The 26,880-nt window shown below is 63.6% G+C and carries 23 protein-coding genes and 1 pseudogene; 11 read left to right on the forward strand and 13 right to left on the reverse strand.

Annotated features, from left to right (window positions below; translation table 11 throughout):
- Positions 1 to 35 precede the first annotated feature (35 nt).
- The 4 genes from ACA027_RS02490 to ACA027_RS02505 all read left to right on the forward strand — a co-directional run bounded on the left by ACA027_RS02490 (position 36) and on the right by ACA027_RS02505 (position 5,184).
- Complete coding sequence (locus tag ACA027_RS02490; protein WP_370680835.1) at positions 36 to 1,343, forward strand: ABC transporter substrate-binding protein; 1,308 nt, start codon at positions 36 to 38, stop codon at positions 1,341 to 1,343.
- A gap of 85 nt (positions 1,344 to 1,428) precedes the next feature.
- Complete coding sequence (locus tag ACA027_RS02495; protein WP_370680836.1) at positions 1,429 to 2,265, forward strand: ABC transporter ATP-binding protein; 837 nt, start codon at positions 1,429 to 1,431, stop codon at positions 2,263 to 2,265.
- 280 nt (positions 2,266 to 2,545) lie between these two features.
- Entirely contained in the window at positions 2,546 to 3,802 is a 1,257-nt protein-coding gene (locus ACA027_RS02500) for a phenylacetate--CoA ligase family protein (protein WP_370680837.1), read from the forward strand.
- Between the two features lie 392 nt (positions 3,803 to 4,194).
- Complete coding sequence (locus tag ACA027_RS02505; protein ID WP_370680838.1) at positions 4,195 to 5,184, forward strand: tripartite tricarboxylate transporter substrate-binding protein; 990 nt, start codon at positions 4,195 to 4,197, stop codon at positions 5,182 to 5,184.
- A 274-nt stretch (positions 5,185 to 5,458) separates the two neighbouring features.
- Here the strand turns inward: ACA027_RS02505 and ACA027_RS02510 are convergent, their stop codons facing one another.
- From ACA027_RS02510 to ACA027_RS02520, 3 genes are all read right to left on the reverse strand, one after another.
- Positions 5,459 to 5,806 (reverse strand): DUF1840 domain-containing protein, encoded by a 348-nt coding sequence (locus ACA027_RS02510; RefSeq protein ID WP_370680839.1) that lies wholly within the window; start codon positions 5,804 to 5,806, stop codon positions 5,459 to 5,461.
- Positions 5,807 to 5,828: 22 nt separating this feature from the next.
- The gene (locus ACA027_RS02515; protein ID WP_370680840.1) at positions 5,829 to 7,094 is read right to left on the reverse strand and encodes a class I SAM-dependent methyltransferase; all 1,266 of its coding nucleotides are present in this window, start codon (positions 7,092 to 7,094) and stop codon (positions 5,829 to 5,831) included.
- Positions 7,095 to 7,229: 135 nt separating this feature from the next.
- Positions 7,230 to 7,844, reverse strand: a complete 615-nt coding sequence (locus tag ACA027_RS02520) for a hypothetical protein (RefSeq protein ID WP_370682496.1) — start codon at positions 7,842 to 7,844, stop codon at positions 7,230 to 7,232.
- A 40-nt stretch (positions 7,845 to 7,884) separates the two neighbouring features.
- Here ACA027_RS02520 and ACA027_RS02525 point away from each other — a divergent pair, with 40 nt between their 5' ends.
- Together ACA027_RS02525 and ACA027_RS02530 are read left to right on the forward strand one after the other, a co-directional pair.
- Positions 7,885 to 9,018 (forward strand): aminopeptidase, encoded by a 1,134-nt coding sequence (locus ACA027_RS02525; RefSeq protein WP_370680841.1) that lies wholly within the window; start codon positions 7,885 to 7,887, stop codon positions 9,016 to 9,018.
- Entirely contained in the window at positions 8,999 to 9,295 is a 297-nt protein-coding gene (locus ACA027_RS02530; RefSeq protein ID WP_370680842.1) for a polyhydroxyalkanoic acid system family protein, read from the forward strand. The genes ACA027_RS02525 and ACA027_RS02530 overlap by 20 nt, the downstream gene beginning before the upstream one ends.
- Before the next feature lie 1,246 nt (positions 9,296 to 10,541).
- On the opposite strand, the gene ACA027_RS02535 is transcribed toward ACA027_RS02530, so the two are convergent.
- Positions 10,542 to 10,796 carry an acyl-CoA-binding protein gene (locus ACA027_RS02535; RefSeq protein WP_370680843.1) on the reverse strand — a complete coding sequence of 85 codons (255 nt, stop codon included), beginning with the start codon at positions 10,794 to 10,796 and terminating at the stop codon, positions 10,542 to 10,544.
- 142 nt (positions 10,797 to 10,938) lie between these two features.
- Positions 10,939 to 12,159: a M20 aminoacylase family protein gene (locus ACA027_RS02540; protein WP_370680844.1), complete on the reverse strand. Its 1,221-nt coding sequence runs from the start codon at positions 12,157 to 12,159 to the stop codon at positions 10,939 to 10,941.
- A gap of 194 nt (positions 12,160 to 12,353) precedes the next feature.
- On the opposite strand from ACA027_RS02540, the gene ACA027_RS02545 reads away from it, so the two are divergent.
- Entirely contained in the window at positions 12,354 to 13,808 is a 1,455-nt protein-coding gene (locus tag ACA027_RS02545) for an AMP nucleosidase (protein ID WP_370682497.1), read from the forward strand.
- Positions 13,809 to 14,191: 383 nt separating this feature from the next.
- Here the strand turns inward: ACA027_RS02545 and ACA027_RS02550 are convergent.
- The 7 genes from ACA027_RS02550 to ACA027_RS02580 form a co-directional block, all read right to left on the reverse strand.
- Positions 14,192 to 15,000 (reverse strand): IS5 family transposase gene (locus ACA027_RS02550; RefSeq protein WP_370680845.1). Its coding sequence is split into 2 segments (ribosomal slippage): positions 14,192 to 14,670 and positions 14,670 to 15,000, totalling 810 coding nucleotides; the frame shifts between segments, so codons are not numbered across the junction.
- A 57-nt stretch (positions 15,001 to 15,057) separates the two neighbouring features.
- On the reverse strand, positions 15,058 to 16,281 hold the full coding sequence (locus tag ACA027_RS02555; protein ID WP_370680846.1) for an acetate/propionate family kinase: 1,224 nt from the start codon (positions 16,279 to 16,281) through the stop codon (positions 15,058 to 15,060).
- A gap of 112 nt (positions 16,282 to 16,393) precedes the next feature.
- Complete coding sequence (locus tag ACA027_RS02560; RefSeq protein ID WP_370680847.1) at positions 16,394 to 17,833, reverse strand: bifunctional enoyl-CoA hydratase/phosphate acetyltransferase; 1,440 nt, start codon at positions 17,831 to 17,833, stop codon at positions 16,394 to 16,396.
- Between the two features lie 151 nt (positions 17,834 to 17,984).
- Positions 17,985 to 18,764: an enoyl-ACP reductase FabI gene (gene fabI / locus ACA027_RS02565; protein ID WP_370680848.1), complete on the reverse strand. Its 780-nt coding sequence runs from the start codon at positions 18,762 to 18,764 to the stop codon at positions 17,985 to 17,987.
- Positions 18,765 to 18,869: 105 nt separating this feature from the next.
- Positions 18,870 to 19,253 (reverse strand): hypothetical protein, encoded by a 384-nt coding sequence (locus ACA027_RS02570; protein WP_370680849.1) that lies wholly within the window; start codon positions 19,251 to 19,253, stop codon positions 18,870 to 18,872.
- Positions 19,243 to 21,033 carry a PHA/PHB synthase family protein gene (locus tag ACA027_RS02575; protein ID WP_370680850.1) on the reverse strand — a complete coding sequence of 597 codons (1,791 nt, stop codon included), beginning with the start codon at positions 21,031 to 21,033 and terminating at the stop codon, positions 19,243 to 19,245. Before ACA027_RS02575 ends, ACA027_RS02570 begins: the two co-directional genes overlap by 11 nt.
- A 221-nt stretch (positions 21,034 to 21,254) precedes the next feature.
- Positions 21,255 to 22,847 (reverse strand): GMC family oxidoreductase, encoded by a 1,593-nt coding sequence (locus tag ACA027_RS02580; protein WP_370680851.1) that lies wholly within the window; start codon positions 22,845 to 22,847, stop codon positions 21,255 to 21,257.
- A 117-nt stretch (positions 22,848 to 22,964) separates the two neighbouring features.
- Here ACA027_RS02580 and ACA027_RS02585 point away from each other — a divergent pair, with 117 nt between their 5' ends.
- The 3 genes from ACA027_RS02585 (at position 22,965) to ACA027_RS02595 (ending at position 25,077) form a co-directional block, all read left to right on the forward strand.
- Entirely contained in the window at positions 22,965 to 23,813 is an 849-nt protein-coding gene (locus ACA027_RS02585; RefSeq protein WP_370680852.1) for a 3-hydroxybutyryl-CoA dehydrogenase, read from the forward strand.
- Between the two features lie 341 nt (positions 23,814 to 24,154).
- A complete protein-coding gene (locus tag ACA027_RS02590; RefSeq protein ID WP_370680853.1) occupies positions 24,155 to 24,628 on the forward strand; it encodes a MarR family winged helix-turn-helix transcriptional regulator in 474 nt (157 codons plus the stop codon).
- Between the two features lie 29 nt (positions 24,629 to 24,657).
- A complete protein-coding gene (locus tag ACA027_RS02595) occupies positions 24,658 to 25,077 on the forward strand; it encodes an organic hydroperoxide resistance protein (RefSeq protein ID WP_370680854.1) in 420 nt (139 codons plus the stop codon).
- A 50-nt stretch (positions 25,078 to 25,127) separates the two neighbouring features.
- Here ACA027_RS02595 and ACA027_RS02600 read toward each other — a convergent pair whose 3' ends face one another.
- Positions 25,128 to 25,823: a 2'-5' RNA ligase family protein gene (locus ACA027_RS02600; RefSeq protein ID WP_370680855.1), complete on the reverse strand. Its 696-nt coding sequence runs from the start codon at positions 25,821 to 25,823 to the stop codon at positions 25,128 to 25,130.
- Between the two features lie 253 nt (positions 25,824 to 26,076).
- Here ACA027_RS02600 and ACA027_RS02605 point away from each other — a divergent pair.
- Positions 26,077 to 26,794: pseudogene (locus ACA027_RS02605) on the forward strand (IS5 family transposase).
- Positions 26,795 to 26,880 lie beyond the last annotated feature (86 nt).

Genomic DNA, 26,880 nt, shown 5'->3' on the forward strand with positions numbered 1-26,880 from the left:
GCCGGCCATGGCTCCCTCATAAAAAGGAGACAAGCATGAAACTCAACCATCTGACTGTGGCTGCCACCCTCGCCCTGACCGGCCTGGGCTTTGCCGGCAGCGCTGTGGCACAAGCGCAGGAACAGTTCGTCCCGCTGCTGTCCTACCGTACCGGCCAGTTCGCACCCCTGGGCATTCCATGGGGTGACGGCAAGCTGGACTACCTCAAGCTGGTCAATGCCAAGGGCGGCATCAACGGCGTGAAAATTTCCTACGAGGAATGCGAAACCGCCTACGACACCAGCCGCGGCGTGGAATGCTATGAGCGCCTCAAGGGCAAGGGCAGCGGCGCGGCGGGCTTCGACACCCAGTCCACCGGCATCACCTTTGCCGTGACCGAAAAGGCCCCCATCGACAAGATCTCTGTGGTCACGCCCGGCTATGGTCTGTCCCAGTCCGTGGATGGCAAGGTCTTCGAGTGGAACTTCCCCCTGCTGAGCACCTACTGGACCGGCGCTGACGCCATCGTCCAGGACATCCTGAAGAAGGAAAAGGGCAGCCTCAAGGGCAAGAAGATCACCCTGGTCTACCACGACTCTCCCTATGGCAAGGAGCCCATCCCGCTGCTGCAAAAGCGTGCAGAGAAGGAAGGCTTCACACTGGCCCTGCTGCCCGTGACTGCCCCCGGTGTGGAGCAAAAAGCCACCTGGCTGCAAGTGCGCCAGAACCGACCCGACTACGTGATCCTGTGGTCCGCCGGCGTGATGACGCCCACGGCCATCCGCGAAGCGCAGGCCACGGGCTTCCCGCGCGAGAAGATGTACGCCGTCTGGTGGGCTGGCTCCGACCATGACGTGAAGGGCATCGACGGCGCCAAGGGCTACAACACCGTCACCATCCACAACACGGCCGAGCACGACAAGGTGCATGACGAAGTCAAGACCATGCTCTATGACAAGGGCCAGGGCGCTGCCGGCAATGCCAAGGAACTGGGCGCCATTGCGCACACCCGCGGCATGGTGATCGCCATGCTGCAGGTGGAAGGCATCCGCACGGCCCAAGAGAAATTCGGCAAGGGCAAGGTCATGACGACCGAGCAGATCCGCTGGGGCATGGAGAACCTGAACCTCACGCAGGAGCGCCTGAACGAGCTGGGCTTCGGCAAGCTCATCCGCCCCATCAAGACCAGCTGTGACAACCACATGGGCGCTGACTGGGCCCGCATTGCGCAGTGGAACGGAAGCAAGTGGACCGTGACCTCGGACTGGTACCAGGCCGACAAGACCCTGATCGCCCCCCTGGTCAAGGAATACGCGGACAAGTACGCCAAGGACAAGAACATCAAGGTCCGCAGCTGCAATTGACCCCCCATGCATCCGCGCCCACTTCCTCGGAATGCGGCGCGGGTGCAGTGTTGAAAGCTATTTTTTGATGACGAATGTGGAAACCATGACCGATACCCGAACCGCCACTGCCTCCAACTCCGCTGCGCCCGTGCTCGTGGTCAACGGCATTGAGGTCATCTACAACCACGTCATCCTGGTGCTCAAAGGCGTCTCGCTGCAGCTGCCGGAAAAGGGCATCGTCGCCCTGCTCGGTGGCAACGGCGCAGGCAAGACCACCACGCTGCGGGCGATTTCCAATCTGCTCAAGGGCGAACGTGGTGAGGTCACCAAGGGCTCTATCGAGCTGCGTGGTGAACAGATTCAAAACCTCTCGCCCGCCGACCTGGTCAAGCGCGGCGTGGTGCAGGTCATGGAGGGCCGCCACTGCTTTGCCCACCTGACCATCGAAGAAAACCTGATGACGGGCAGCTACACCCGCACCGACAAGGGCGAGATCGCAGCCAACCTGGAAAAGGTCTACAACTACTTCCCCCGCCTCAAGACCCGCCGCACCAGCCAGGCGGCCTACACCTCGGGCGGCGAGCAGCAGATGTGCGCCATTGGCCGCGCCATCATGAGCAACCCGAACATTGTGTTGCTGGACGAGCCCTCCATGGGCCTGGCGCCGCAGATCGTGGAAGAGGTGTTCAACATCGTCAAGGACCTGAACGCCAAGGAGGGCACCACCTTCCTGCTGGCCGAGCAGAACACCAATATGGCGCTGAAGTACGCCGACTACGGCTACATCATGGAAAGCGGCCGCATCGTCATGGACGGCAAGGCCAGCGACCTGGCCAGCAACGAGGACGTCAAGGAGTTCTACCTGGGCGTGGGCGGCGAACAGCGCAAGAGCTTTCGCGACGTCAAGAGCTACAAGCGCCGTAAACGCTGGTTGGCTTGAACTGTTCCCCTGAGTCGCCTGCGGCGCCTTCCCCCCAGGGGGACGACAGCGGAGCGTAAGGGGCGGCCCTTGCTCGCTGTCTCTGGCGGAAGGGGTCTCGGGATGCGGAGGGGAAAAGCGTAAGCCCTCCGGCTTCACTCCTTCCCCCTCCGGGGGAAGGCGGGGATGGGGGCCACAGTGTCCGCCGTATTTTTACTCCTTGTTTCATAGCTTGCTGCGCTTTATGCACAAGCTCTAGAGCGTTATTTCACTTCAAGATTTTGCAGAGGAGCCATCCGAAATGAGTACGTTTTTCGATGCCCTGGAAACCCGCAGCCCGCAGCAGCGGGAGGCCGATCTGCTGGCACGTCTGCCGGCGCAGATTGCCCATGCCCAGCAGCACTCGCCGGCCTTCGCACGCATCCTGCAGGGTGTGGATGCCGCGGCCATCACCAGCCGCGCCGCGCTGGCCCGGTTGCCGGTGACGCGCAAGTACGAGTTGCAGCAGCAGCAGCGCGACCAGCTGGGCCAGGCTGGCCAAGGCCCTTTTGGCGGCTTTGCCACCCAGGGTTTTGGCAAGGCCATGCCGCGCGTGTTTTCCAGCCCCGGCCCGATTTACGAGCCCGAGGGCACGCGCCCGGACTACTGGCGCATGGCCCGCGCCATCCACGCCGCAGGCTTTCGCCCGGGCGAGCTGGTGCACAACTGCTTTTCCTACCATTTCGTGCCGGCCGGCTCGATGATGGAAACCGGTGCCCATGCCCTGGGTTGCACGGTGTTCCCCGGCGGCACGGGCCAGACCGAGCAGCAGGTGCAGGCCATGGCCGAGCTCTGCCCTGCCGGCTATATCGGCACGCCCAGCTTTCTGAAGATCATTTTGGAAAAAGCGGCCGAGCTGGGCATTGCCCTGCCCACGCTTTCCAAGGCCCTGGTCAGCGGTGAGGCCTTTCCGCCCTCGCTGCGCGACTGGCTGGCCGAACGCGGCGTGGCGGCCTACCAGGCCTATGCCACGGCCGATCTGGGCCTGATCGCCTATGAGACCGAGGCCCGCGAAGGCCTGGTGCTGGACGAGGGCGTGATCGTGGAAATCGTGCGCCCCGGCACCGGCGACCCGGTGGCCGAAGGCGAAGTGGGCGAGCTGGTCATCACCACGCTGAACACGGACTACCCCCTGATCCGCTTTGGCACCGGCGACCTGTCGGCCGTGCTGCCCGGACACTGCCCCACGGGCCGCACTGCCACCCGCATCAAGGGCTGGATGGGCCGGGCCGACCAGACCACCAAGGTGCGCGGCATGTTTGTCCACCCCGGCCAGGTGGCCGAAGTGGCCAAGCGCTTTCCGCAGATTCTGAAGGCGCGCCTGGTGGTCAGCGGCGAGATGGCCAATGACCAGATGGCCCTGCTGGTGGAAACCCAGGAGACCGCAGAGGGCCTGGCCCGCCTGATTGGCGACGCCATCCGCGATGTCACCAAGCTGCGCGGCGATGTACAGCTGCTGCCCCCGGGCAGCCTGCCCAATGACGGCAAGGTCATAGAGGACGCACGCAGCTACCGCTGACCGTGCCTTCCCCTGCAGCGCCCATGTCACCGGCCCCGGCGACATGGGCGCTGTTGTTTTGGGGCCGTCGATCACGGCATGCATTGCCAGGCCATGGCGGCCACGCCGCATTGGTGGGGATGATTCCGCCTGCCCGCAATGCCCGATATCAACACCTGGCTTCTGCTGACGCAAATGCGACAGTTTTTGACATCTACCTGACGAAGACGTTCTTCCGACACTGTTTTCACAGGTTTTTTTACTTCCAAAAAAGTAGCAGCAAACAATTACAAATAAATGCTTTGCAGCTTTTCTCTCTTTAAAAACAGCGCCAAAACGCTCGGGTTACTACCGAGCCGGCAACGACAGATGTTCGCCACCATGGCGCCCTTGTTTTCGTAGGAATCGAGTCAATGAAAAACACCCTCCGCCTGGCCGCTGTGGCCGTTGCCGCCGTCGCCGCTTGCGCTGCCCAAGCCCAGACCTTCCCAGTCGCTGGCAAGAACATCACCATCGTGGTGCCCTTCTCGGCAGGTGGCCCCACCGACCGTGTGGCCCGCGACCTGGCCGAAGCCCTGCGCAAGCCCCTGGGCGGCGCCACGGTGGTGATTGAAAACGCCGCCGGTGCCGGCAGCACCATCGGTGCCGCCAAGGTCGCCCGCGCACCTGCGGATGGCTACACCCTGCTGCTGAACCACATCGGCATGGCCACCATCCCCTCGCTCTACCGCAAGCTGTCGTTCAATGTGCTGAACGACTTCGAGTACCTGGGCATCATCAACGACGTGCCCATGACCGTGGTTGGCCGCCCCACACTGGAAGCCAACAACTACGCCGAACTGAACAAGTGGATGCAGGCCAACAAGGAGAAGGTCAACCTCGGCCACTCCGGCCTGGGATCTGCCGGTCACCTGTGCGGCCTGATGTTCCAAAGCGCCATCAATGTGCAGATGACCACCGTGGCCTACAAGGGCGCGGCGCCTGCCATCACCGACTTGATGGGCGGCACCATCGATCTGATGTGCGACCAGACGACCAACACCAGCTCCCAGATCGAGGCCAAGAAGGTCAAGGGCTATGCCGTGACCACCAAGGAACGCCTGAAGACGCCGGCCCTGAAGGACATGCCCACGCTGAACGAGTCCGGCGTGAAGGGCTTTAACGTCACCGTGTGGCACGGCCTGTACGCCCCCAAGGGCACGCCAGAAGCCGTGCTGGCCAGCCTCAACACCGCGCTGAAGACCGCGCTGAAGGACCCCACCTTCATCCAGAAGCAAGAAGGCCTGGGCGCCATTGTGGCCACGGACGGCCGCATGGAGCGCACGGGTCACAAGGAGTTTGTGAAGTCGGAGATCGATGCCTGGGGCAAGGTCATCAAGGCCGCCGGCCAATTCGCCGACTAAGCCTTAAACAGCCTTGCTGTTGGGTACTTGGCTCGTGCCGAGACGCCCATACGGCACTTGATGCGTTGTTGCTCGCCCTTGCCGTATAGAAATACTGTCTGCGGGCGAGCGCCTAGCCTGAAGTGCCGTCTGGGCGTTGTGGGGAGGAATTGAGCACCCACTGAACTGCTTGCCCCCGCTCCGGCCGACATCTTTGCCCCCTGCATTTCTGAGTTGAGCCACAAAAAAACGGTGCCCAAGGCACCGTTTCTTCTTTACGCTTGCCGGCAAGGCCTCAATGCTCCCAGGTCACATCCTTGTTTTCCTGGGCGCTGCTGCGCAGCATGTCCAGCAGCGGCTTGGTGCGTTGGCGCAGGCTGACAGCGCCCAGCTCGTCGCCGAGCTTGGCCAGCGCTTCGCCGGCCTTGGAGTCACCCTGCTGGACGTCTTCTTCCAGGGCCTTGCGGCGGCGGTCATCTTCGACCACGGCGGCTTCCAGGGCCGCAATGGCGGCGGGGATCTGCCCCAGGGTCACAATGCCGGACTCACCCGGCGTCTTGCCCAGAATCTGCAGGATTTGCTTGCCGGGGGCATCCAGCATGATGAGGTCGGCAGTCGCGCGGGATTTGAATTTATAGGCCATGGATGCTTGCTCCTCTCTTTGTCTACCGTTCTCGGTACATATAGTCGCGCTGGAATGGATACGACGATTGTGCACCCCGCAAGCTGCCATGGTCGAGTTTGCCGTCCGGATGGGTGAGCAACATTTGATGTAACGCTATCCATCCCTGCTCGAAAGCCATGGCGCAGCCCGCCAGATAGAGGCGATAGGCCTTCAAGGCTTTCTGTGCCCGCTCGGGCTCGACCTGCTGCTGCAAGATGGTAGCGGCCTGGGGCAGCTGCGCTTCCAGCGCATCGGACCAGGCCCAGAGCGTGCGCGCGTAATGCGGGCGCAGGTTTTCGGTGTCCACCATTTCCAGACCGGCCAGGGCCGTGTCATGCAGCACGGTGCTCACATGCAGCAGCTCCCCGCCTGGAAAGATGTAGCGGTCTATGAAATCCCCCATGCCCGCACCCAGCTCCATATTGTCCACGCCTGCGGCGGTGATGCCGTGGATCAGGGCCATGCCGCCGGGCTTGAGCAACTTTTTCACCACCTGAAAATACGCCGGCATATGGGCCCGCCCCACATGCTCGAACATGCCCACCGAGGCCACCTTGTCAAAAGCGGCCTCGCTGGTTTTCTCGCGGTAGTCGCACAGCTCCATATGCACCCGGCCTTGCAGGCCCTTGGCGGCAATCAGCTGCTGCACATGGTTGTACTGGTTGCGTGACAGCGTGATGCCATGGGCCTGCACGCCATAGTGCTCGGCCGCCCACAGCAGCAAGCCGCCCCAGCCCGCGCCGATGTCCAGAAAACGCTCGCCCGGCTGCAGCTGCAGCTTGCGGCAGATATGGTCCAGCTTGGCCTCCTGGGCCTGGGCCAGGTCCATGCCGGGGTCGCGGTAATAGGCGCAGGAATAGACGCGGCGCGGATCCAGCCACAGCGCGTAGAAATCATCCGAGAGGTCGTAGTGGAACTGGACTTGCTGGGCGTCCCGCACCAGCGTGTGCATGGCCCGGGAACGCAGCTTGCCCACGGCACTGGTCCAGCGGTTGGCCACCTTGAGCGGGTCCACCTCCAGCAAGGAAGCCGCCATGCGCATCACGTCGCGCATATGCCCTTGCACGTCGACCTGGCCTTCGACAATGGCCGTGGCCAGCGAGCCTATCCGGCCGCCCGCCAGAAACGCCAGCGCCAGCGCCGAATGCACCTGCACCCTGACGGGGGCATCGTCCGGGCCTATCTGCTGCCCATTGGGCAGCTGAACCCAAACCGCTGTGGGGAGGGAGGCGAGACGCGCCTCCAGATGGGGGGGCATGGCTTTCATGGCTCCCCATTTTTCGCAGCGTCCATGAAGCGTCAATGACCCCAACGCACGAAAAGGTCCATGAAAAAAGCAATCACTTCGCCGCAAACACCGATGAAATAAGGGTTTCCGTCAGCGCCAACAGAGCTCCAGCATTCAGGCGGTTTTGAGCAACTCTTTGTAAGCCCGCCGCGTTTGTGGGGCCACGGCTTCCAGCACCTGCTCGTAGGAAGTCTTGTGCCGCGCCATCAGCCGCACCGAGGCCACGGTGCGCGACTTGCAGAACCAGTGGCAGCTGTGCTGCATCAGCATCAGCTCGGCCGTCATGCAAAAAGCCTGGGCCTTGCGCTCCGAAAGCGTCATGCCCTCCTGCGCGCAGGCGGCCTTCAAGGCCTTGGCATGCAGCTGCAGGGCCGCACGCATATCGAAGCTGGCGGCCGGCAGCAGGCGCTCAAAATAAGGCAAGGCCAGCGGCAGGGTGCTGATGCGTGTGCGCTCCTCCGGCACCTGGGCAAAATCATCGGCCAGGCGCTGGAACTGGCTGCACAGCTGCTGCTCGTAGCCGGACAAGGTGCCCCAGATCTGCTCCTGGCGCTGGGGGTCGGCTTCACCGGCTGCGCGCAGATAACCATCCATGAGCGTGGCCATCAATTTCTCGATCTGCGTGCCTCCCAGGAACGAGGCCAGCAGCAAGATGCGCTGCTTTTGTGCATGCGCCTTGAGGAAGTACAAAGCTATGGTGAGCAGTAAAAAAAGCGTAAACCAATCCATCAGCGTGCACAGATCCAAACCAAACAAGCGTTCAAGTGTAATGGCCGGCCTCTGTTGCGCGCTCGGCCTGTTGCTGGCGGGCTGTTCTGCCCAGACCTGGCCGGGCTATTACTGGCAGGCCGCAGCCGGGCAAATGCAGTTGCTGGCCGCCGCCCAACCCATTCCCACCGCCGTGCAAGACCCCGCCACGCCAGACGCCCTGCGCCAGCGCCTGGAACGCAGCCAGCGCATACGCCGCTATGCCAGCGAGTGCCTGGCCCTGCCCGACAACGCCAGCTACAGCCGCTACGCCGATCTACAGCGCGAGAACGCAGTCTGGAATGTGGTGGCCGCACCGGCAGATGCGCTGGACTTGCACCAGTGGTGCTTTCCCATCGTGGGCTGCGTGGGCTACCGGGGTTATTTTCAGCAGGCCGATGCCCAGGCCCAGGCCCTCCAGCTGCGCGCCCAGGGGCTGGACGTGCATGTCTATGGCGTGCCGGCCTATTCCACCCTGGGCTGGTTCAACTGGCTGGGGGGCGATCCGCTGCTGAGCAGCTTTATCCACTGGCCGGAGCCCGAACTGGCCGGCCTGGTCTTTCACGAGCTGGCCCACCAGCTGCTGTTTGTGCCGGGCGACACCGCCTTCAATGAGGCCTTTGCCACCACGGTGCAGCGCCTGGGCACGGCGCAATGGTTGCGCGATGCCGGCACACCGGCCCAGCAAGCTGCTTTTGCCCGCAGCGAGCGCTGGCGGCTTTCATGGCAGGCGCTGACCCAGTCCACCCAGGCTGAACTGGCCGCGCTGTATGCCGCACAGCACACCAGCCCGCTCACACCGGAGGCCTTGCTGGCGCGCAAACAGGCCGTGCTGCGGGATTTTCGCCAGCATTACGCGGCCTTGCGCCAGCAGTGGCGACCGGCCTCACAGCCCATGTCTACCAACGACGCCTGGGCCCGCCTGGATGCCTGGGTGGCCCAGGCCAACAACGCCAGCTTTGCCTCTTTGGGCCTGTATGAAGACTGGGTGCCGGCCTTCACCGCCATGTTCCAGCAGGCCGACGGGGATTGGCCCCGCTTTTATGATGCGGTGCGCGCCGTGGCGGCCATGCCCTCCACGTCACGCCAAGCTGCGCTCTGTGCTGCATTTCCTCCAGACTCACTACCAACCGCCTGTGTCCGACATCCAGATTGAACGCGCCCACCAGCTGGGCCTGCCCACCGCCCGCCAACATGCCCGCAGCTGGGCCGACAAGGCCCAGGCCAAATTCGGCGTGGACTGCCGCTACGAAGAGGGCAGCGACAGCGACACCCTGCATTTCAGCGGCAACGGCATCGACGGCCAGCTGCTGGTCACGGCCACGACCTTGTCCCTCCAAGCCGAGCTGGGTTTTCTGGCCGCCATGTTCAAGGACCAGATCGAAACCAAGCTGCGCGCGCAATTTGACGAAATGACCGGTGTGACCGCATAAGCTTACGCAGGAAGCGCTCCCATATTCATAGCTGCCTGCGCAGGCCATCCGCTGACCTTGGTATGTTTTTCCCTGATTAGCCACATGCCTCAGATGAAGAGTCACGACGAATTGTGCTGCTGTTCGCACATGACATTCCGAGGCCGGGTCTCGCCCCGGCGGGCGACTTCATTTTCTTGAACGCTCAAGAAAACGGAAGCAAAAGAAACCGCCCCTGCTGCCCATGTCCCTGCGCTTCGCTGCGGGCAAGCTCGGTGCTCGATCCCGGGGCGGCGCCGCAGAACTCGCTACGCGGCTATGCCGCTCTGCTCAAACATGCTGCGGCAAGCTTGACCACGAAGCAGCTGTGTCCTACGGCACAGCTGCCCGCCCCGCGCTCTGCGCGCCGAGCCATGGGCAGAAGGGGAAGGCGGGAACCGAATACCTGCCCTGCGTAGGCTGTGCTGTTGACGAACTTTATCTCCAAGCCATAAACACCTGATGCTTCGTCACGCTGCTCGCGCTGCGGTTATTCCCCTTCTATATACGCCTGCGGCGCACAGCACACAGGGCCGCATGGCTGCCGAAGGACAGCCATGCTTCGTCAACTGACTTGCCGCAGCTGTTCGAGCGGAGCGCTGTAAGCGCGCAGAGAGCTCTGCGGCAGGCCCTGTGTGCTGGGTGACGCAGGTTGCCCCGGCGCGACAGCGCTGGGGACGGGGATAGCAGGGGCGCATTTTTGGCCTACCTTGTTGTGCGAGCAACAAGGTAGGTCGCCTGCCGGGGCGAATTCCCGGCTTCGGAATATCACTTCACAGCAGTGCCTGAGATAAGTACCTAATCAGGTGTTTTTCATTGAAAAACATTGCCACACCAGCGCAAGCAGCTCCTGTTTTTATATTGCGACTTGCACAGCACGGTACGCTGCCAACAGCATATGCCACGAGCGCAGCCCAGCTCAGGGCTGCCGCGCAAGGGCCGCCCCGCAGCGCGGGCAGGGGGAAAAGCAGCACAACATACCCACGGGTGCGGCTTACATCACACCAAGCCCTCAATCAGGCCCCAGCGCATAAAACAGGCACTACCCAACTCAGAGACAGCGAGCAAGGGCCGTCCCGCAGCGAGGCTGTCGTCCCCCTGCTCGCAAGCGCAGCTCGCGAAGAGCGGGGGGAAGGCGCCGCAGGCGACTCAGGGGGGTGTCCCTGAGCACAAAAAAAGCGGCCCTTGCGGGGCCGCTACCTTGGATCCTCTGCTGGCTGCTTCGCACTCAGCGCAGCGATTCAATGAGGTCAATGTACTGCTGTTTGGCCTCGTCTGCCGTGGTGTCCTTGAGTTTCTCCCATGCATCCCATTTGGCGCGCCCCACCATGTCGGTGAAGCTGGGCTTTTTGGCCTCGTTGTCACCCTCGGTGGCCTGCTTGTACAGGGCATAAATCTTCAGCAGCGTGCCGTTGTCGGGGCGCTCGCTCAGGGTTTTGGAATTGGCCACCGCGGCTTCAAAAACGGCGTTCAGATCGGACATGAAACAGGCTCCTCGCATCATTGCTCTGGCTGGCAGTGTAGCCAAGAATCGACCAACAAAAGCACGATCGTTCGTTTTCAGCACCCAGGCTTTACCCCTAGAGCGCACCAGCATGCACGGAGCCTCATCCCTCAGGATGGATTTACCTGGTGGGCTGCGCCAGCCATTGCTGGGCCAGCAGCACCCAGAAGGCTGCACCACGCGGAATCAGGCTGTCATTGAAGTCATAGCTGGGGTTGTGCAAATTGCACGGCCCGCCGCCATGGCCCATGGCACGGTGGTCGCCGTCGCCATTGGCGATAAAGCAGTAGGCCCCCGGTTTTTCCAGCAGCATGAAGGCGAAGTCTTCCGCACCCATGGAGGGTTCTTGCGGCAGGGCATGGGCCTCGCCCACCACCTGGGCCATCACGCGGCGGGCGAACTCGGCCTCGGGCGCGCTGTTGATGGTGGGCGGGTAGTTGCGCACAAACTCGAACTCGCACTGCATGCCATGGGCGGCGCACAGGCCACGCGCCAGCTCTTCCATGCGGCGCTCGATCAGGTCCAGCACCTCCAGCGTGAAGGTGCGCACCGTACCTTGCAACTCCACGCTGTCGGGCACCACATTGGTGGCCTCGCCGGCATGCACCATGGTGACGGACACCACGCCGGCCTCTATGGGCTTGACGTTGCGGCTGACAATGGTCTGGAAGGCCGTGATCAGCTGCGCCGCCACGGGCACCGGATCCAGCACCATGTGCGGCATGGCCGCATGGCCACCCTTGCCGCGCACCACGATCTTGAATTCATTGCTCGAGGCCATGGCCGGGCCCGGGCCCACCGCCATGGTGCCGGCCTGCATGCCCGGCCAGTTGTGCATGCCAAACACGGCCTGCATGGGGAACAGGGTGAACAGCCCGTCCTGGATCATTTCGCGCGCACCGCCGCCGCCCTCTTCGGCCGGCTGGAAGATCAGGTAGACCGTGCCCTCGAAGCTGTCGCGGTGGGCCGCCAGGTATTGGGCGGCGGCCAGCAGCATGGCGGTATGGCCGTCGTGGCCACAGGCATGCATCTTGCCGGCGTGGCGGCTGGCATGGGGAAAGGTGTTGAACTCCTGCATGGGCAGGGCGTCCATATCGGCACGCAGGCCTATGGCGCGGCCCTTGGAGCCCCCATCCTCGCCGCCGTCCCGGCCGTGGACTATGCCCACCACCCCTGTCTTGCCCAGGCCGCGGTGAATGGGAATACCCCACTCCGTGAGCTTGGCCGCCACCACATCGGCGGTGCGTCGCTCTTCAAAGCACAACTCGGGGTGGGCATGCAGATCACGGCGCAGGGCGGTGATCTGGGGGGCCTGTTCGGCCAGGAATTCAGTCAGGGACATACAGGCCTCTTCGCATCGGGGTAGACAAGCGGGCGCCGGCAAGCAGACAGAGGCAGCGCCGGCCCACAAAGGCGCAGGATACCGCGCCACATGCCGCATTCTGAGTACCTGTGCAGCAACCCTGTTGTCATGCGGATACCGCACAATGCAGCATGCAAAGCTTTCCTGCCCCCGCTTCCGCCACAGCGGCGCATATGCGCCGGTTCGATGATCCCCAGGCCGCGCTGGCCTGCGTCCAGGCCCTCTACCAGGAGCAGGTGGACCACCTGCGCGACGCCATGCGCCGCTTTGTGGCCGGCGAGGTCTTCTCGGCCCCGGTCCACGCCTACTACCCTCTGGTGTGCATAGAGACGCATACCGTGGCCCGGGCCGACACCCAGCTGGCCTACGGCTTTGTCGAAGGCCCCGGCCGCTACGAGGCCACGGTGACCCGGCCCGACCTGTTCGACCGCTATCTGCTCGAACAATTCCGCCTGCTGCGCAAAAGTCACGGCGTGGACATCCAGGTGGGCCTGAGCCAAAAGCCCATTCCCATCCACTTCTCGTTTGCCGACAACGACCATGTGGAAGGCAGCCTCTCGCCCGAGCGCCGGGTGCTGATGCGCGACGTCTTCGACCTGCCCGACCTGGAGGCCATGGACGACGGCATTGCCAACGGCACCTGGCGTGCCCAACCCGGTCAGGCCTTTCCGCTGTCGCTGTTTACCGCACCGCGCGTGGACTATTCGCTGCACCGGCTGCGCCACTACACCGGCACCCAGCCCGAGTGGTTCCAGAACTTTGTGCTGTTCACCAACTACCAGTTCTACATCGACGAGTTCATCCGCCTGGGCCATGCCGAAATGGCCAAACCCGACAGCGAATACATTGCCTTTGTCGAGCCCGGCAACGTCGTCACCCGCCGCACCGGCCTGACGGCCGAAGCCGTGGACGAGCTGGGCGCCGCCCCGCCCCGCCTGCCGCAGATGCCGGCCTACCACCTGGTGCGGGCCGACCAAAGCGGCATCACCATGGTCAACATCGGCGTGGGTCCGGCCAATGCCAAGACCATTACCGACCATATCGCCGTGCTGCGCCCCCATGCCTGGATGATGCTGGGCCACTGCGCCGGCCTGCGCAACAGCCAGCAACTGGGCGACTATGTGCTGGCCCACGCCTACGTGCGCGAAGACCATGTGCTGGACGAAGACCTGCCGCTGTGGGTGCCGATTCCCGCCCTGGCCGAGATCCAGGTGGCGCTGCAGCAGGCCGTGGCCGATGTGACGGCCATGACCGGCTCCGACCTGAAACACATCATGCGCACCGGCACCGTGGCCAGCACCGACAACCGCAACTGGGAGCTGCTGCCCGACAACCTGCCCCAGCGCCGCTTCAGCCAAAGCCGGGCCGTGGCCCTGGACATGGAATCGGCCACCATCGCCGCCAACGGCTTTCGGTTCCGCGTGCCCTACGGCACCTTGCTGTGCGTGAGCGACAAGCCCCTGCATGGCGAGATCAAGCTGCCCGGCATGGCCAATCACTTCTACCGCGAGCGCGTGGACCAACATCTGCGCATTGGCATGCGCGCCGTGGACCTGCTGCGCCAGGGCGGCTCGCAGCGTCTGCACAGCCGCAAGCTGCGCAGCTTCGACGAAGTGGCTTTCCAGTAAGCTCCCCCTGAGCCGCTTCGCGGCTTCCCCCTCTCTTCACGCTGCGCGCGGGAGGGGGACGGCACCGGCGCTGCGGGGCGGCCCTTGCGCGGTGCCCTGGCGAAAGGGGCATGGCATGCGACAGGGGGCGCTCGCCCCTTGCCTTGGCCGTTGCCCCTTCCCCCTCCGGGAGAAGGCGGGGATGGGGGCTTGCCCCGGTATTTCTCCCTCGCCCCTTTGGTGAGAGGGTAGGGGTGAGGGACTGCTCGCCGCGCCCCAAGCTTCAGGCGCGGCGCGCGTCCGCAGACAGTACTTGGCTACGGCAAGAGCGTGCAACAAAGCCGCAAGCGCTGTATGGCCGCCTTCCCACAAGGCGCCATACCCAGGTTCTGAGTTAAGAGTGGCTAACACCACCGATCCACGAAGCGCGCGCAGATGATCGCTGCCGCCAATTTCAGCAGCGCTTCGTGGATATCCAGCCGTCGTTCAAAGCGGATTCGCAGCTTGCCCAAGCCTGCAAACCAGCTGTGCGTCCTCTCCACCACCCACCGGTGTTTGCCCAGCCGCTCGCTGCTCTCAATGCCTCTTCTGGCAATTCGGCCCATGATGCCCTGCTGCCTCAGATGGGCTCGGCATCGCTTGAAGTCGTAGCCTTTGTCGGCGTGCAGCTTGGCTGGCCTTTTACGGGGACGCCCTGGCAGGCCAGCAATCGCAGGAATCGCGTCCACACACTTCTCGAACATCTTGGAGTCGTGCCGGTTCGCGCCGCTGACCAAGATCACCAGCGGGATGCCTCTGGCATCTACGACGATGTGCCGCTTGGAGCCGAGCTTGCCTCTGTCCGTGGGGTTTGGGCCCGTTTCCTGGCCCCCCGGGGGCTTGGTACCGAGGAGCCATCAATGCTGGCCCGGCTCCAATCGATTTGGTCATGTTCACGCAAGCGAGTCAGCATGGCTTGGTGCAGCTGCTCCCAGACACCAGCGGCGTTCCAGTCGCGCAGGCGCCGCCAGCAAGTCATGCCGCTGCCGTAGCCCAGGGATTGGGGAAGGTCTTCCCATGGAATGCCTGTTTGCAGCACGAACAAGATGCCGTTGAGGGCAGCTTCATCGCTGATTGCGAGTTTGCGCGCACCGCCTTTGGCAGAAGGCACGAAGGCTGGGATCAGGGGTTGTAGCTGTCGCCACAGTTCTTTGCTTACGGGTCGTCGTGCCATGAGGGCAGCGAGCATAACCGCTCTGCGAGGCCCTCTGGAGAAGTGGTGTTAGCCACTCTAAGCGAGGACCGCCGGGGCTAGCGCCGGCACGGCTGCGGCCTGCAGCAGCTGTGCGGCTTCGCGTGCGGCCACACGGCCTTCGTCGGTGGGGATGACCCAGACTTCCACGCGGCTGTCGGGCGCATGCACGGCGTAGGCGGCCTTGCCGTCGGCCTTGCGGTTGCGCTGCTCGTCAATGCGCAGCCCCGTCCAGGACAGGCGCTGGCAGACCTGCTCGCGCAGCACGGCGTCGTTCTCGCCAATGCCGCCGCTGAAGGCCAGCACGTCCAGGCCACCCAGGCAGGCCATCAGCGCACCGCTTTCACGGATCACGCGGTGGGTGAATTGCTGAATGGCGCGCTCGGCATCCGGGCTGTCGCTGGCGCGCAGGGTGCGCATATCAGCCGAGATGCCCGACACGCCCAGCAGACCGCTTTGCTTGTAGAGCAGCTTCTCCATTTGCGCATGGGTCCAGCCCTGCTCCATCAGATACAGCAGCACACCGGCATCCAGCGAGCCGCTGCGCGTGCCCATCATCAGGCCGTCCAGGGCCGAGAAGCCCATGGTCGTGGCCACGCTGGAGCCGGCCAGGGCCGCACACAGGCTGGCGCCGTTGCCCAGGTGGGCCATCACCACGCGGCCACGGCCACGGATGGTGTGCTCCAGCAGCATGGACATGATGTATTGGTAGGACAGGCCGTGAAAGCCATAACGGCGCACACCCTCTTCCTGCAGGCTCTTGGGCAGGGCGAAGGCGTAGTCCACCTCGGGCATGGTAGCGTGGAAGGCCGTGTCGAAACAGGCAATCTGCGGCAGCTGCGGGAAGGCGGCGCGAAAGCGCCTGATGCCTTCCAGGTTGTGCGGCTGGTGCAGCGGCGCCAGCGAGTTGAAGCAGGCCAGGCGCTCCAGCACCTCATCGGTGACCAGCACGCTTTCGGTGAACACCCCGCCGCCATGCACCACGCGGTGGGCCACGCCCTCGATGTCGGGTGCGGCTTCCAGCTTTTGCACCAGGGCGCGCAGGCTGTCCAGGGCTATGACAAAAGGAGCACCATCTGCAGGTACAGACAGTGTTTCCTGGTGTTTTTTACCCAGATAGGTCCAGCCCATGGCCGGCGCACCGCCGGGCTCCAGCCCCTGGATATTGCCCGAGAGCACATGCGGTTGCACCTGCCCATCCTTCAGTGGGTGCAGGGAAAACTTCAAAGAGGACGAGCCTGCGTTGACGGCAAGAATGGCCATGGTGTATCTCCTATTTTTTTGCAGCTTCAAGGTTCCACATCTGCACACCCGCCGGCCGTGGCCGGCCCCGGTGGCATGACTGATGTGGTGAGCTTAAAAGCTGTGCACGATCTTAGTGACCGCTCTTCCAGGCATTGGCCGCCTGCTGTTGACGTGCGTCATGCGCCGCCAACACGGCCAGCACGGCCGAGGCCACGCGGGCCATGGGACCGTCGGCGCGGCTGGTCAGGGCGATGGGCACGCGTGCGCCCAGCACCAGGCCCGAGCCCGAAGCGCCCGCCAGGTATTCCAGCTGCTTAGCGACCATGTTGCCGCTTTCCAGATCGGGCACGGCCAGAATGTCGGCCTGACCGGCCACGGCCGAGGCAATGCCCTTGATGCGCACCGCGTCCATGGACACGGCGTTGTCAAAGGCCAGCGGGCCGTCGAGCAAACCACCCTTGATCTGGCCACGATCGGCCATCTTGCACAGCGCGGCCGCATCGATGGTGGAGGGAATGCTGGGGGTGACGGTTTCCACCGCCGACAGCACGGCCACCTTGGGCACTTCCGTGCCCAGAATGCGGGCAAAGTCGATGGCGTTCTGGATGATGTCCACCTTCTCCTGCAAGGTCGGGCGGATGTTGATGGCCGCGTCGGTGATCAGCAGCGGCTTGTCATACAGCGGCACATCGAAGCGGAATATGTGCGACAGGCGTCGACCCGTGCGCAGCGCCGGCTGGCACAGCACGGCCTTGAGCAGCTCGTCGGTGTGCAGGCTGCCCTTCATGATGATTTCCACATCCTTTTTGGCAGCCATCTCGGCGGCCAGCTCGGCAGCAGCGTGGCTGTGCTCCACATGCAGGATTTCCACGCCATCCAGGTTCAGGCCGGCGTCTTCGGCGGTGCGGCGAATGCGGCCTTCGGGGCCGATCAGCACCGGCACGATCAGGCCATGCTGGGCCGCGTCCAGCGCACCGCTGAGCGAGCCTGCATCGCAGGGGTGGACCACGGCGCAGCGCACGGCTTCCAGCGATGCGGCACGGGCCAGCATGTCTTTCAGACGCGCTTCGGGGTCGAACAGCTGGATTTGCGGTGCATGCACCACCGGCACCTTGACCTTTTGCGTGGGCGGCATCAAACGGGCCTCGCCCTTGAGCACCACTTCGCCCTTCTGGTTGGTGACCAGGCAGTCCATCTTGATGCGCTTTTTCTCGTCGTCCTTTTCACTCACCGTGGCCAGCACGGTCAGCGTGTCGCCAATGCGCACGGGCTTGGTGAACTTCAGCTCCTGGCCCAGGTAAATGGTGCCGGGGCCGGGGAACTGGGTACCGAACAGCGCCGAGATCAGCGCCGCGCCCAGCATGCCGTGGGCGATGACGCCGTGGAACATGGTGGCATCGGCGTATTCGGCGTTCAGGTGGGCGGGGTTGATGTCGCCCGAGACAGCAGCGAAGGCCTGGATGTCCTCCAGCGTCACGGTGCGCACCAGCCGGGCGCTCTGGCCCAGGGTCAGCTCGTCATAGGTGACGTTTTCCATCCATTGCTCAACATGCGGGGTCTGCAGGTTCATGGGATACCTCGGGGCAAAAGAAATACGGGAAGGTGTGCGGTGTGCACCTGCGGAATTGCATTCGATGGGATAAAGAGGCGTAGAGCCGCAGACCGTGCTGTAGCACGGCAAGGCGGCCCAACGACCTTAGGCAATCGAAGGCAAACCGTGCTCAGTCCATGGCGTGGACGCCGGCATCCACATAAATGGTCTGGCCGGTCATGCCGGATGCGGCATCGGTGCAGAGGAAGGCCGACAGCTGGGCGATTTCCTCCAGCGTCACCAGACGCTGCAGCGGGGCCTTGTCCATGGCGGTCTGCATCAGCTTGTCGAACTCGGCAATGCCCGAGGCGGCGCGCGTCAGGATGGGGCCGGGGGACACGGCGTGCACACGGATGTTCTTGGGGCCCAGCTCCATGGCCATGTAGCGCACCATCGATTCCAGCGCCGCCTTGACCGGGCCCATCAGGCCGTAGTTGGGCACGGCTTCGCCGGAGCCCAGATAGGTCATGGACAGCATGCTGCCGCCGTTCGGCATATGGGGAGCGCACAGCTTGGCCACTTCGGCAAATGAGTGGCAGGAGACGGAGACGGCGCGGGCAAAGCCTTCGCGCGAGCTGTCCACCACATCACCGTGCAGGTCCTCAATCGGCGCCCAGGCAATGGAGTGGATGACGAAGTCGATCTGGCCCATGGTCTTGACCGCGTGGTCCACCAGCGCCTGTAGCTCGCCTTCGGTTTCGACGTTGCAGTTGACCAGGTCGATGCCGGCGGGCTGGGTCAGGGGCTCCACATATTTGCGGGCCTTGTCGTTCAGGCAGGAGGCCACGACTTGCGCACCCTGTGCGGCGGCCAGCTTGGCGCAGCCCCAGGCGATGCTGTGGTCGTTGGCGATGCCCAGGATCAGGCCTTTTTTGCCTTGCAGGCTGAAGGAAGGAGGTGCTTTGGTCATGGTCTTGGGTACTTTCAGGCTCAAGAAGATCCGCCACACGCTGCGTGGTGCGGAAAGCCTTGCGCGCAACCGGGGCGCGCAGAGGCTGCTATGAAAAGGCGGGAATCAGGAAGCCGAGGCTTCGAGCGCGCGCAGGTCGATGCCGTCAGCACCCGGGCGGAAGCCCTCGCGCTGCAGCTTTTCTTCGGCGTAGATGAAGAGGTCGCGCGTCACTTCGGGGCCCAGCTTCTGGGTGTAGCGCGTGGTCACGCCGTAACGCAGCACCAGCAGACCGCGCAGCTCTTCCTGCATGCGGCGCTGGCGGCCACCGCCCTGCACCACGGCGGCGTCGCATTGCAGAGCGCGCTCGACGTCGCTGTCTTTTTCCAGCGACACATCCAGAGCGGTTGCCAGCCGCGCAATGCGGGCATTCAGCCGTTCAATGGATTCGCTCAAGCGCTCCACACGCGCGCTCAGCGCCAACTCAGTCGTTTTGTCTTCAGTCTGCATAACGCACCATCACGTAGTCGCCCGGTGCTTCACACACCACGCGATCCGGCGAAATCGCCGGGGGTTTGATAGGAGTGCCGGAACGCTCGTTCAACCAGGCGTGCATGGCTTCCCACCAGGAGCCCTGTACCACCGGTGCCTGTGCCACCCAGTCGTCGGGGTCGGTCCAGCCCTGGCCGTCTTCGACGCTGGCTATCTGGTAGCTGCGGCGTGGGCGGCCTGGTTCGGAGACGATACCAGCGTTATGACCACCGGCTGCCAGCACAAAGGTCACGTGCGTGTCGGTCTGGAGGTGGATTTTGTAGACCGACTTCCAGGGCGAGACATGGTCGCGCGTGGTGCCCACCACCATCATGGGCGCGCTGATGTCCATCAGTGCCACGGTGGCGCCGGCAAAACGGTACTGGCCGTTGGCCAGGGCGTTGTTCAGGAACAGCGAGCTCAGGTATTCGCTGTGCATGCGCGCGGGCAGGCGGGTCTGGTCGGCATTCCAGCTCATCAGGTCGAAGCTGCTGTCTTCCTCGCCCAGCAGGTAGCGGCTGGTGTTGCGCGACCAGACCAGGTCCTTGGACGCCAGAAACTGGAAGGAGCCCCCCATCTGGCGGCCGGACAGATAGCCCTTCTTGGCCATGGAACGGCGCAGGCCTTCGAGCTGTTCGTCATCGATGAACACGCCCAACTCGCCAGGTTCGGAGAAGTCGGTTTGCGCCGCCAGCAAGATGACGGAAGCCAGCTCCGGCAGGTTGGCAGGCACCAGGGCTTTTTCCTTGGCCGTCCAGGCATCGGCCTTTTTGCGCGCCAGGCGACCCAGGGTGGCGGCGGCAATCGCCAGGAAGGTGCCGCCCAGGCAATAGCCCACGGTGTGGATGCGCGCTGCGCCGGTGCTGGCCTTGACGGCCTCCATAGCTGCCAGCACGCCGCTGGACAGGTAGTCCTGCATCTTCAGGTCACGGTCCGAGGCATCGGGGTTGCGCCAGGAAATGATGCACACCGTGTGGCCCTGCTCCACCAGGTACTTGACCATGGAGTTCTTGGGCGACAGGTCCAGGATGTAGTACTTCATGATGCACGAGGGCACGATGAGCACGGGCTCTGGCTGGACCTTGGCCGTGGTCGGCAGGTACTGGATGATTTCGATCAGGTGGTTGCGGAACACCACCTTGCCCGGCGTGCAGGCCACATCCTTGCCCACGGCAAATTCCAGGGGCTCCAGCGCTTCGCTGGGGGTGTCGGCCTTGGCATTGGCCAGTGCATGCAGGTCCTGGCTGAAATGCTGGAAGCCCTTGCGCAGGCTTTCGCCCTGGGTTTCACGCGCCTTGGCCAGCACTTCGGGGTTGGTGGCCGCCCAGTTCGAGGGCGACATGGCATCCAGGAACTGGCGGGCAAAGAAGTCCACCATATGGCGGTGGTGGCGGGTCATGCCGTCCACCTTGGCCGCCTCACGCCACCAGCTGTCGCTGGCCTTGAAACCTTCCTTCAGCGCGGCATAGGGCCACTGCGTCCAGGCTGGGTCCTTGAAGCGGGAGTCTTTCTCGGTGGCCTCCGGGTCGGCAGCGTGCAGGCTGCGCTGCACGGCTTGGCGCGACAGCTCGGCCGCCTTTTGTGCCAGAGCCATTTGCTTGCCGGGCGAGCAGGCCAGGTGCATGGCCCAGTCTGCAGCGGCCAGGCTCAGCGCAATTGGCGACAGCCCCATATTGGCGCGGCTGAGCATGGATTGCACCTGGTCATCCAGCAGCTTGGTGGGATCGGGTGCCGGCGTCGCAGGCGTGGTGTTCTCCATGGAATGACCTTTATCAATAGGGGTTACAAATGGATGCACTCAGTACATTCTCGGCAAAAACCCTGAGAAAACCAAGCACATCCACACCAGGCTTGATGCAAGTCAAATCTGCCGGCAAGCCGGCGTGGCGCCTCATCTTTGTCCGAATTGCTGCAACGCAGCATGCAACATATTCACCACAAGCGCCCAAGCAACAGCCAGCGCTCACATTGGTGAAAATTTCAGTCCGCGCCGCGCAGCAAGGCAGCGGCGCGCTCGGCAATCATCACTGTCGGTGCCTGGGTATTGCCGCTGGTGATGCGCGGCATGACCGAGGCGTCCACCACCCGCAGCCCCTGCACCCCATGCACACGCAGCTGGCTGTCCACCACATCCTGCGCGCCGACGCCCATGCGGCAGCTGCCCACGGGGTGGTAGATGGTGTCGGCCCGCTCGCGCACCCAATGCTCCAGCGCGTCCTCGGTGTGCAACTGCGCCAGATCGGGCTGCTCCCGCCCTCCCCATTGGGCCAGCGCAGGCTGGGACAGAATCTCCCGCACCCGCTGCACACCCCGCACCAGGCGGGCCGCATCGTCCGGGTGGGAGAGGAATTGCGGGTCGATCAGGGGGGCTGCCAAGGGGTCCGGGCTGGCCAGGCGCAGCAGGCCCCGGCTTTGCGGTTGCAGCACACAGACATGGCCGGTAAAGCCATGGCCCCAGACATTGCCCCGCCCATGGTCGGCCTGTTTGCCCGGCAGAAAGTGCAGCTGCAAATCGGCCTCGGGCTCGCCGGGGCTGCTGCGGATAAAGCCGCCCGCCTCCGCCAGATTGCTGGTCAGCATGCCGCTGCGCCGCTGCTGCCATTCCCACACCCCTTTGGCGATGCGCCCCAGCCCGGCCAGCGACACGCCCACACCCAAGGCCGACCCCGGCAGGCTGTGGACCACGGTCACATCGGGATGGTCGTGCAGATTGCCGCCCACCCCTGGCAGGTCATGGAGCACCGGCAGGCCCATATCCTGCAAATGCGCCCCAGGGCCAATGCCAGACAGCATCAGCAGCTGCGGAGACTGTAGCGCGCCGGCACACAGCAGCACCTCGCGACGGCAGTGCAACGTCTCGCGCCGGCCCGCACTCAACAGCTCCACACCACAGGCGCGGCGGTCCTGGTCCAACATGATGCGCAACACCTGGCTGCCGGTACGCACCTCCAGATTGGGCCGCCCCCGGTGCGGTGCCACATAGGCCTGGTAGGCACTGCGGCGGGCACCGTCGCGCTGGAACACCTGGTACAGGCCCACGCCTTCGAGACTGTGACCGTTGAAATCGGCATTGCGTGCATGGCCGGCCTCGATGGCGGCCTGGACAAAATGCAGGCTCAGTGGGTCGGGCTGCTGCAGATCGTTGACCGCCAGCGGGCCCTGGTCGCCATGCCACAGGTCCGCGCCCCGGCTGTTGCTTTCCGCCTGCAGAAAATACGGCAGCACATCGCTCCAGCCCCAGCCGGGATTGCCTTCGGCCTCCCAGAAGTCAAAGTCCGAAGGCCGGCCACGGATGTAGATCATGGCGTTGATGGCGCTGGAGCCCCCCAGCACCTTGCCCCGCGGCTGGTAGCCACGGCGCCCGTTCAGACCCGGCTGTGGCGTGGTTTGAAAGCGCCAATTGAACTGCTGCGTCTTGGGCAGCAGGGCCAAACCAGCCGGACAGTGCAGCAGCGGACTGTTGTCAGGCGGCCCGGCCTCCAGCAGGCAGACCTGGGTGTCCAAGTCCTCACTCAGCCTTGCGGCCAATACGGAGCCCGCAGCCCCTCCCCCGATCACGATGTAGTCATGCATTGAGCTGTCCCATCTGGGCCACGCAAAGCGCGGCAGTGCGCTCCACATTACCTGGGTTGCGTACGTTTTTCGATACGATGTAACCCAGCTATTTTTCTTTCTCTGGAGACTTTTCGTATGGCAATCCAAACTGTAGGCATCGTGGGTGCGGGCACCATGGGCAATGGCATCGCACAGGCTTGCGCGGTGTCTGGCATCAATGTGGTGATGGTGGATATTTCCGAAGCCGCCGTGCAAAAGGGCCTGGCCACCGTGGCCGGCAGCCTAGACCGCTTGATCAAAAAGGAAAAGATCACCGCCGCCGACAAGGACGCTGCGCTGGCCCGCATCAAGACCTCGACCAGCTATGACGACCTGAAGAGTGCACAGCTGGTGATCGAGGCAGCCACCGAAAACTACGATCTCAAGGTCAAGATCCTCAAGCAGCTCGACGAGCTGCTGGGCGCCGACGTGCTGGTGGCCACCAACACCTCGTCCATCTCCATCACCAAGCTGGGTGCTGTGACCAAGCGCGCCGACAAGTTCATCGGCATGCACTTCTTCAACCCCGTGCCCATGATGAAGCTGGTGGAAATCATCCGTGGTCTGCAGACCAGCGATGCCACACACGACGCCGTCAAGGCCTTGTCGGAAAAGCTGGGCAAGAGCCCCATCACCGTGAAGAACGCCCCCGGCTTTGTGGTCAACCGCGTTCTGGTGCCCATGATCAATGAAGCCTTCCAGGTGCTGTCCGAAGGCACGGCCACGGCCGAGGACATCGACGAAGGCATGAAGCTGGGTTGCAACCACCCCATCGGCCCGCTGGCCCTGGCCGACATGATTGGCCTGGACGTGTGCCTGGCCGTGATGGAGGTGTACCTGGAAGAGTTCGGCGACAGCAAATACCGCCCCTGCTATTTGCTGCGCGAAATGGTGGCCGCCGGCCGCCTGGGTCGCAAGACCGGCCAGGGCGTATATAGCTACTGACCCCCTGAGACGCTTTGCGTCTTCCCCCCGCTCTCGCATCGCAAGCGCTGCGGGCTGGGGGACGCTGCCAGCGCGGCGGGGCGGCCCTTGCGCGGCAGCCCTGATTTGGGCCGCGCCAAGTTGATGCGTTGCGCTCTGGATTTTCTCCCTCGCCCCTTTGGGGAGAGGGCTGGGGTGAGGGGGCAGCCCCGGCACATTGCTGCCAGGGCTATTGCGCCCTAGAGGCTCCCCCCAAGAAGTGGGGTTCTATTTCAGGGCTTTTTGATGTGTTCACCCTGCTGCGAGCAGGTTTTTATCGCAATTTAATTGCACACAATTTAATTGTAGAAAATAATTCAACCATGCCAAGGACAAAAACGCCCTCCAGCGATGCCGCGCTGCAGCTGGATCACCAGCTGTGTTTTGCGCTGTATTCGACCTCGCTGGCCATGACCAAGCTCTACAAACCTTTGCTTGCGCCGCTGGGCCTGACCTATCCGCAGTACCTGGTGCTGCTGGTGCTCTGGGAGCGCGATGACCACATGGTCTCCGAACTGGGCGAGCGCCTGTTTCTGGACTCGGGCACTTTGACCCCGCTGCTCAAGCGCATGGAGGCGGCTGGCTGGCTGCAGCGCCAGCGCGATGCACAGGACGAGCGCCGCGTGCGTGTCACGCTCACTGCAGCCGGCAGGGCGTTGCGTGCCCAGGCTGCGGGTATTCCAGGCTGTCTGCTGCAGAGCAGCCAGTGCACTGTGGACGAGCTGCAATCGCTCACCCAACAGATTCAGCAGCTGCGCGCCCGCCTGGCCGCAGCGCTGCCACCCGCTTCGGTCTGAAGCGTTTTTCACCCTTGAAGGAGCACACCATGGCCTCTCTGGAAAAAGTTCTCTACACCGCCCGCACCCACACCACAGGCGGGCGCGACGGCGCCTCGCGCAGCGATGACGGGCGTCTGGATGTGCAGCTGTCCTCGCCCGGCACCAGTGGCCAGGGCAGCAACCCCGAGCAGCTGTTTGCCGCCGGCTATTCCGCCTGCTTCATCGGCGCCATGAAGGCCGTAGCCGGCAAGCAAAAACTGGCCCTGCCGCAAGACCTGGCGATTGATGCCGAAGTGGACCTGGGCCCCATTCCCAACGCCTATGGCATTGCCGTGCGCCTCACCGTGCGCCTGCCCGGCATGGACCGCGCCGCCGCCGAAAAACTGGTGCAGGAGGCCGACCTTGTCTGTCCCTATTCCAACGCCACGCGCGGCAATATCGACAAGCAGCTGACTGTGACGGTCTAAGACCCGCAGCAAGCCAAGCGCTATCAGACCGGGCCAAGCGCCCGGTTTTTTCATGCAGCCTGCAGTGCCAGCAGCGCCTCGGGGGCCGGAAAGTAGCGCTGCTGCTGCAGATCCCACACACCTTCCGCCGTCAGCGGCCCGGCGATGTCCTGCGTGGCATAGCGCACCAGCGCCAGCTGTTCCACCTGCAGCGGCAGCGCGGGCTGGCCAATGCCCAGGGCATGCAGCCGCTCCACCAGCGCCAGCATGGGCAGGGCCTGGGCGTAATGGCCCAAGGTCAGATGGGGCACATAGCGCCAGCCCGCCACGGGGGGCTGGCGCTGCAAAGCCTGGTGCAGGCCCGCCAGCTCGGCCGCTCCTTGCGTCACACACAGATAGGGCACGGTGGTGAAGCTGCCCAGCCCCTGCAGCTGCACGGAAAAAGGCAGCTGCTGCAATGCCTGCAACGCGGCCAGATCGGCCTGAAGCCTGGCCGCGCCGAACTCGGCCTGCGGGTGGCCGTCCGCCGCGCACAGTCCCCGGTAGGCCAGCGTCAGATGCGGCTGGCGGGCATAGCGCGGCAACAGGGCCGCGCCCAGCGCATGGCGCGCGGCCTGCACGGAGGCGGCCACGGCGGCGTCATGCACCAGCACCACCCACACGGCACACCAGGGGCAGCCCTGGTGCCACTCCGCAAAGTCGCGGTCCTCGCAGGGTTGGGTCAGAGAAGGCACATGCTCCATGGCGCCAGTGTGCATGAATGACATAGAACTCCCCCTGAGCCGCTGCGCGTCTTCCCTCTCTCGCGCGCTGGGCGCGGGACGGCACCAGCGCCTGACAGGGATACAAGACGGCCCTTGCGCGGTGCCCTGGCCTTGGGGTACGCCAGTTTTTTAGGCTGTGCACAGGTGAAAAAGCAGAGCATTGCTAGGGCCTGTTGAGATTTGATTGACAGGCTTCAGAAGGCGTCACAATCGCACCGTGATTCGATATGTTTTGACAGATGAACAATGGGCTCGAATGAGCCCATTGTGTTTAGGTAAGGTTGGCGACCGAGGCCGCAGTGGCGTGGACAACAGGCTCTTTGTCGAGGCTGTGCTTTGGATCGTGCGCACAGGCAGTCCTTGGCGAGACCTTCCAGTGGAGTTCGGCAAGTGGAACACCACACCGTGTTCAAGCGGTTTGGCGACTGGGTCAAAGCCGACGTTTTTCAAAAGCTGTTTGATGCAGTCAGCATGCAGCCGGATATGGAATACGCCATGGTAGATGCAACGATTGTGCGTGTGCACCGGCATGGACAAGGTGCTAAAGGGGGTCTGCGCGCCAGGTCATAGGTCGCAGCCGAGGAGGATTGACTACCAAGATATTGGCACTGACCGACGCTCTTGGGTGCTTGGTTCGATTCGTTTTACTTCCTGGACAGCGCCATGACCTCCAGGGTGTGCAGGAGCTGCTTGAGGGCGTTGATTTGCAGGCGCTGCTGGCAGATAAAGCTTTCGATGCGGACTGGCTCAAGCAACGCTTGCTGGCACAGGGCTGCCAAGTCGTGATCGCGCAGAAGTCCAATCGACGAGCCCCAATGGCGATCGATATGGAGGTCTACAAGTGGAGGCACTTGATAGAGGACTTCTTTTGCAAGCTCAAGGAGTTCAAGCGTATTGCATTGCGCAGTGACAAGACGGACAGCAGCTTCGCTGCTGTCATCACATTGGCGTCCGCCGTGATCAATTCGCGCTAAATCTCAACAGGCCCTAGTGCTTATGTGCTCGGTTTTAGAGTGATTTATCTCTGAAATCGAGCCGCGATGGGCTAAGGATGCTCTTT

The organism is Comamonas sp. GB3 AK4-5 (assembly GCF_041320665.1).
Classification (GTDB): Bacteria; Pseudomonadota; Gammaproteobacteria; order Burkholderiales; family Burkholderiaceae_C; genus Comamonas.

Excerpts from the sequence above, each read along its gene's own strand:
- ACA027_RS02560 (WP_370680847.1), bottom strand. The coding sequence starts at position 17,833 with ATGAACCTGCAGACCCCGCATGTTGAGCAATGGATGGAAAACGTCACC.
- ACA027_RS02495 (WP_370680836.1), top strand. The coding sequence starts at position 1,429 with ATGACCGATACCCGAACCGCCACTGCCTCCAACTCCGCTGCGCCCGTG.
- ACA027_RS02520 (WP_370682496.1), bottom strand. The coding sequence starts at position 7,844 with ATGGATTGGTTTACGCTTTTTTTACTGCTCACCATAGCTTTGTACTTC.
- ACA027_RS02575 (WP_370680850.1), bottom strand. The coding sequence starts at position 21,033 with ATGGAGAACACCACGCCTGCGACGCCGGCACCCGATCCCACCAAGCTG.
- ACA027_RS02585 (WP_370680852.1), top strand. The coding sequence starts at position 22,965 with ATGGCAATCCAAACTGTAGGCATCGTGGGTGCGGGCACCATGGGCAAT.
- ACA027_RS02535 (WP_370680843.1), bottom strand. The coding sequence starts at position 10,796 with ATGTCCGATCTGAACGCCGTTTTTGAAGCCGCGGTGGCCAATTCCAAA.
- ACA027_RS02510 (WP_370680839.1), bottom strand. The coding sequence starts at position 5,806 with ATGGCCTATAAATTCAAATCCCGCGCGACTGCCGACCTCATCATGCTG.
- ACA027_RS02570 (WP_370680849.1), bottom strand. The coding sequence starts at position 19,253 with ATGCAGACTGAAGACAAAACGACTGAGTTGGCGCTGAGCGCGCGTGTG.
- ACA027_RS02580 (WP_370680851.1), bottom strand. The coding sequence starts at position 22,847 with ATGCATGACTACATCGTGATCGGGGGAGGGGCTGCGGGCTCCGTATTG.
- ACA027_RS02490 (WP_370680835.1), top strand. The coding sequence starts at position 36 with ATGAAACTCAACCATCTGACTGTGGCTGCCACCCTCGCCCTGACCGGC.
- fabI (WP_370680848.1), bottom strand. The coding sequence starts at position 18,764 with ATGACCAAAGCACCTCCTTCCTTCAGCCTGCAAGGCAAAAAAGGCCTG.
- ACA027_RS02555 (WP_370680846.1), bottom strand. The coding sequence starts at position 16,281 with ATGGCCATTCTTGCCGTCAACGCAGGCTCGTCCTCTTTGAAGTTTTCC.
- ACA027_RS02600 (WP_370680855.1), bottom strand. The coding sequence starts at position 25,823 with ATGTCATTCATGCACACTGGCGCCATGGAGCATGTGCCTTCTCTGACC.
- ACA027_RS02500 (WP_370680837.1), top strand. The coding sequence starts at position 2,546 with ATGAGTACGTTTTTCGATGCCCTGGAAACCCGCAGCCCGCAGCAGCGG.
- ACA027_RS02540 (WP_370680844.1), bottom strand. The coding sequence starts at position 12,159 with ATGTCCCTGACTGAATTCCTGGCCGAACAGGCCCCCCAGATCACCGCC.
- ACA027_RS02505 (WP_370680838.1), top strand. The coding sequence starts at position 4,195 with ATGAAAAACACCCTCCGCCTGGCCGCTGTGGCCGTTGCCGCCGTCGCC.
- ACA027_RS02515 (WP_370680840.1), bottom strand. The coding sequence starts at position 7,094 with ATGAAAGCCATGCCCCCCCATCTGGAGGCGCGTCTCGCCTCCCTCCCC.
- ACA027_RS02590 (WP_370680853.1), top strand. The coding sequence starts at position 24,155 with ATGCCAAGGACAAAAACGCCCTCCAGCGATGCCGCGCTGCAGCTGGAT.
- ACA027_RS02545 (WP_370682497.1), top strand. The coding sequence starts at position 12,354 with ATGCGCCGGTTCGATGATCCCCAGGCCGCGCTGGCCTGCGTCCAGGCC.
- ACA027_RS02595 (WP_370680854.1), top strand. The coding sequence starts at position 24,658 with ATGGCCTCTCTGGAAAAAGTTCTCTACACCGCCCGCACCCACACCACA.
- ACA027_RS02525 (WP_370680841.1), top strand. The coding sequence starts at position 7,885 with ATGGCCGGCCTCTGTTGCGCGCTCGGCCTGTTGCTGGCGGGCTGTTCT.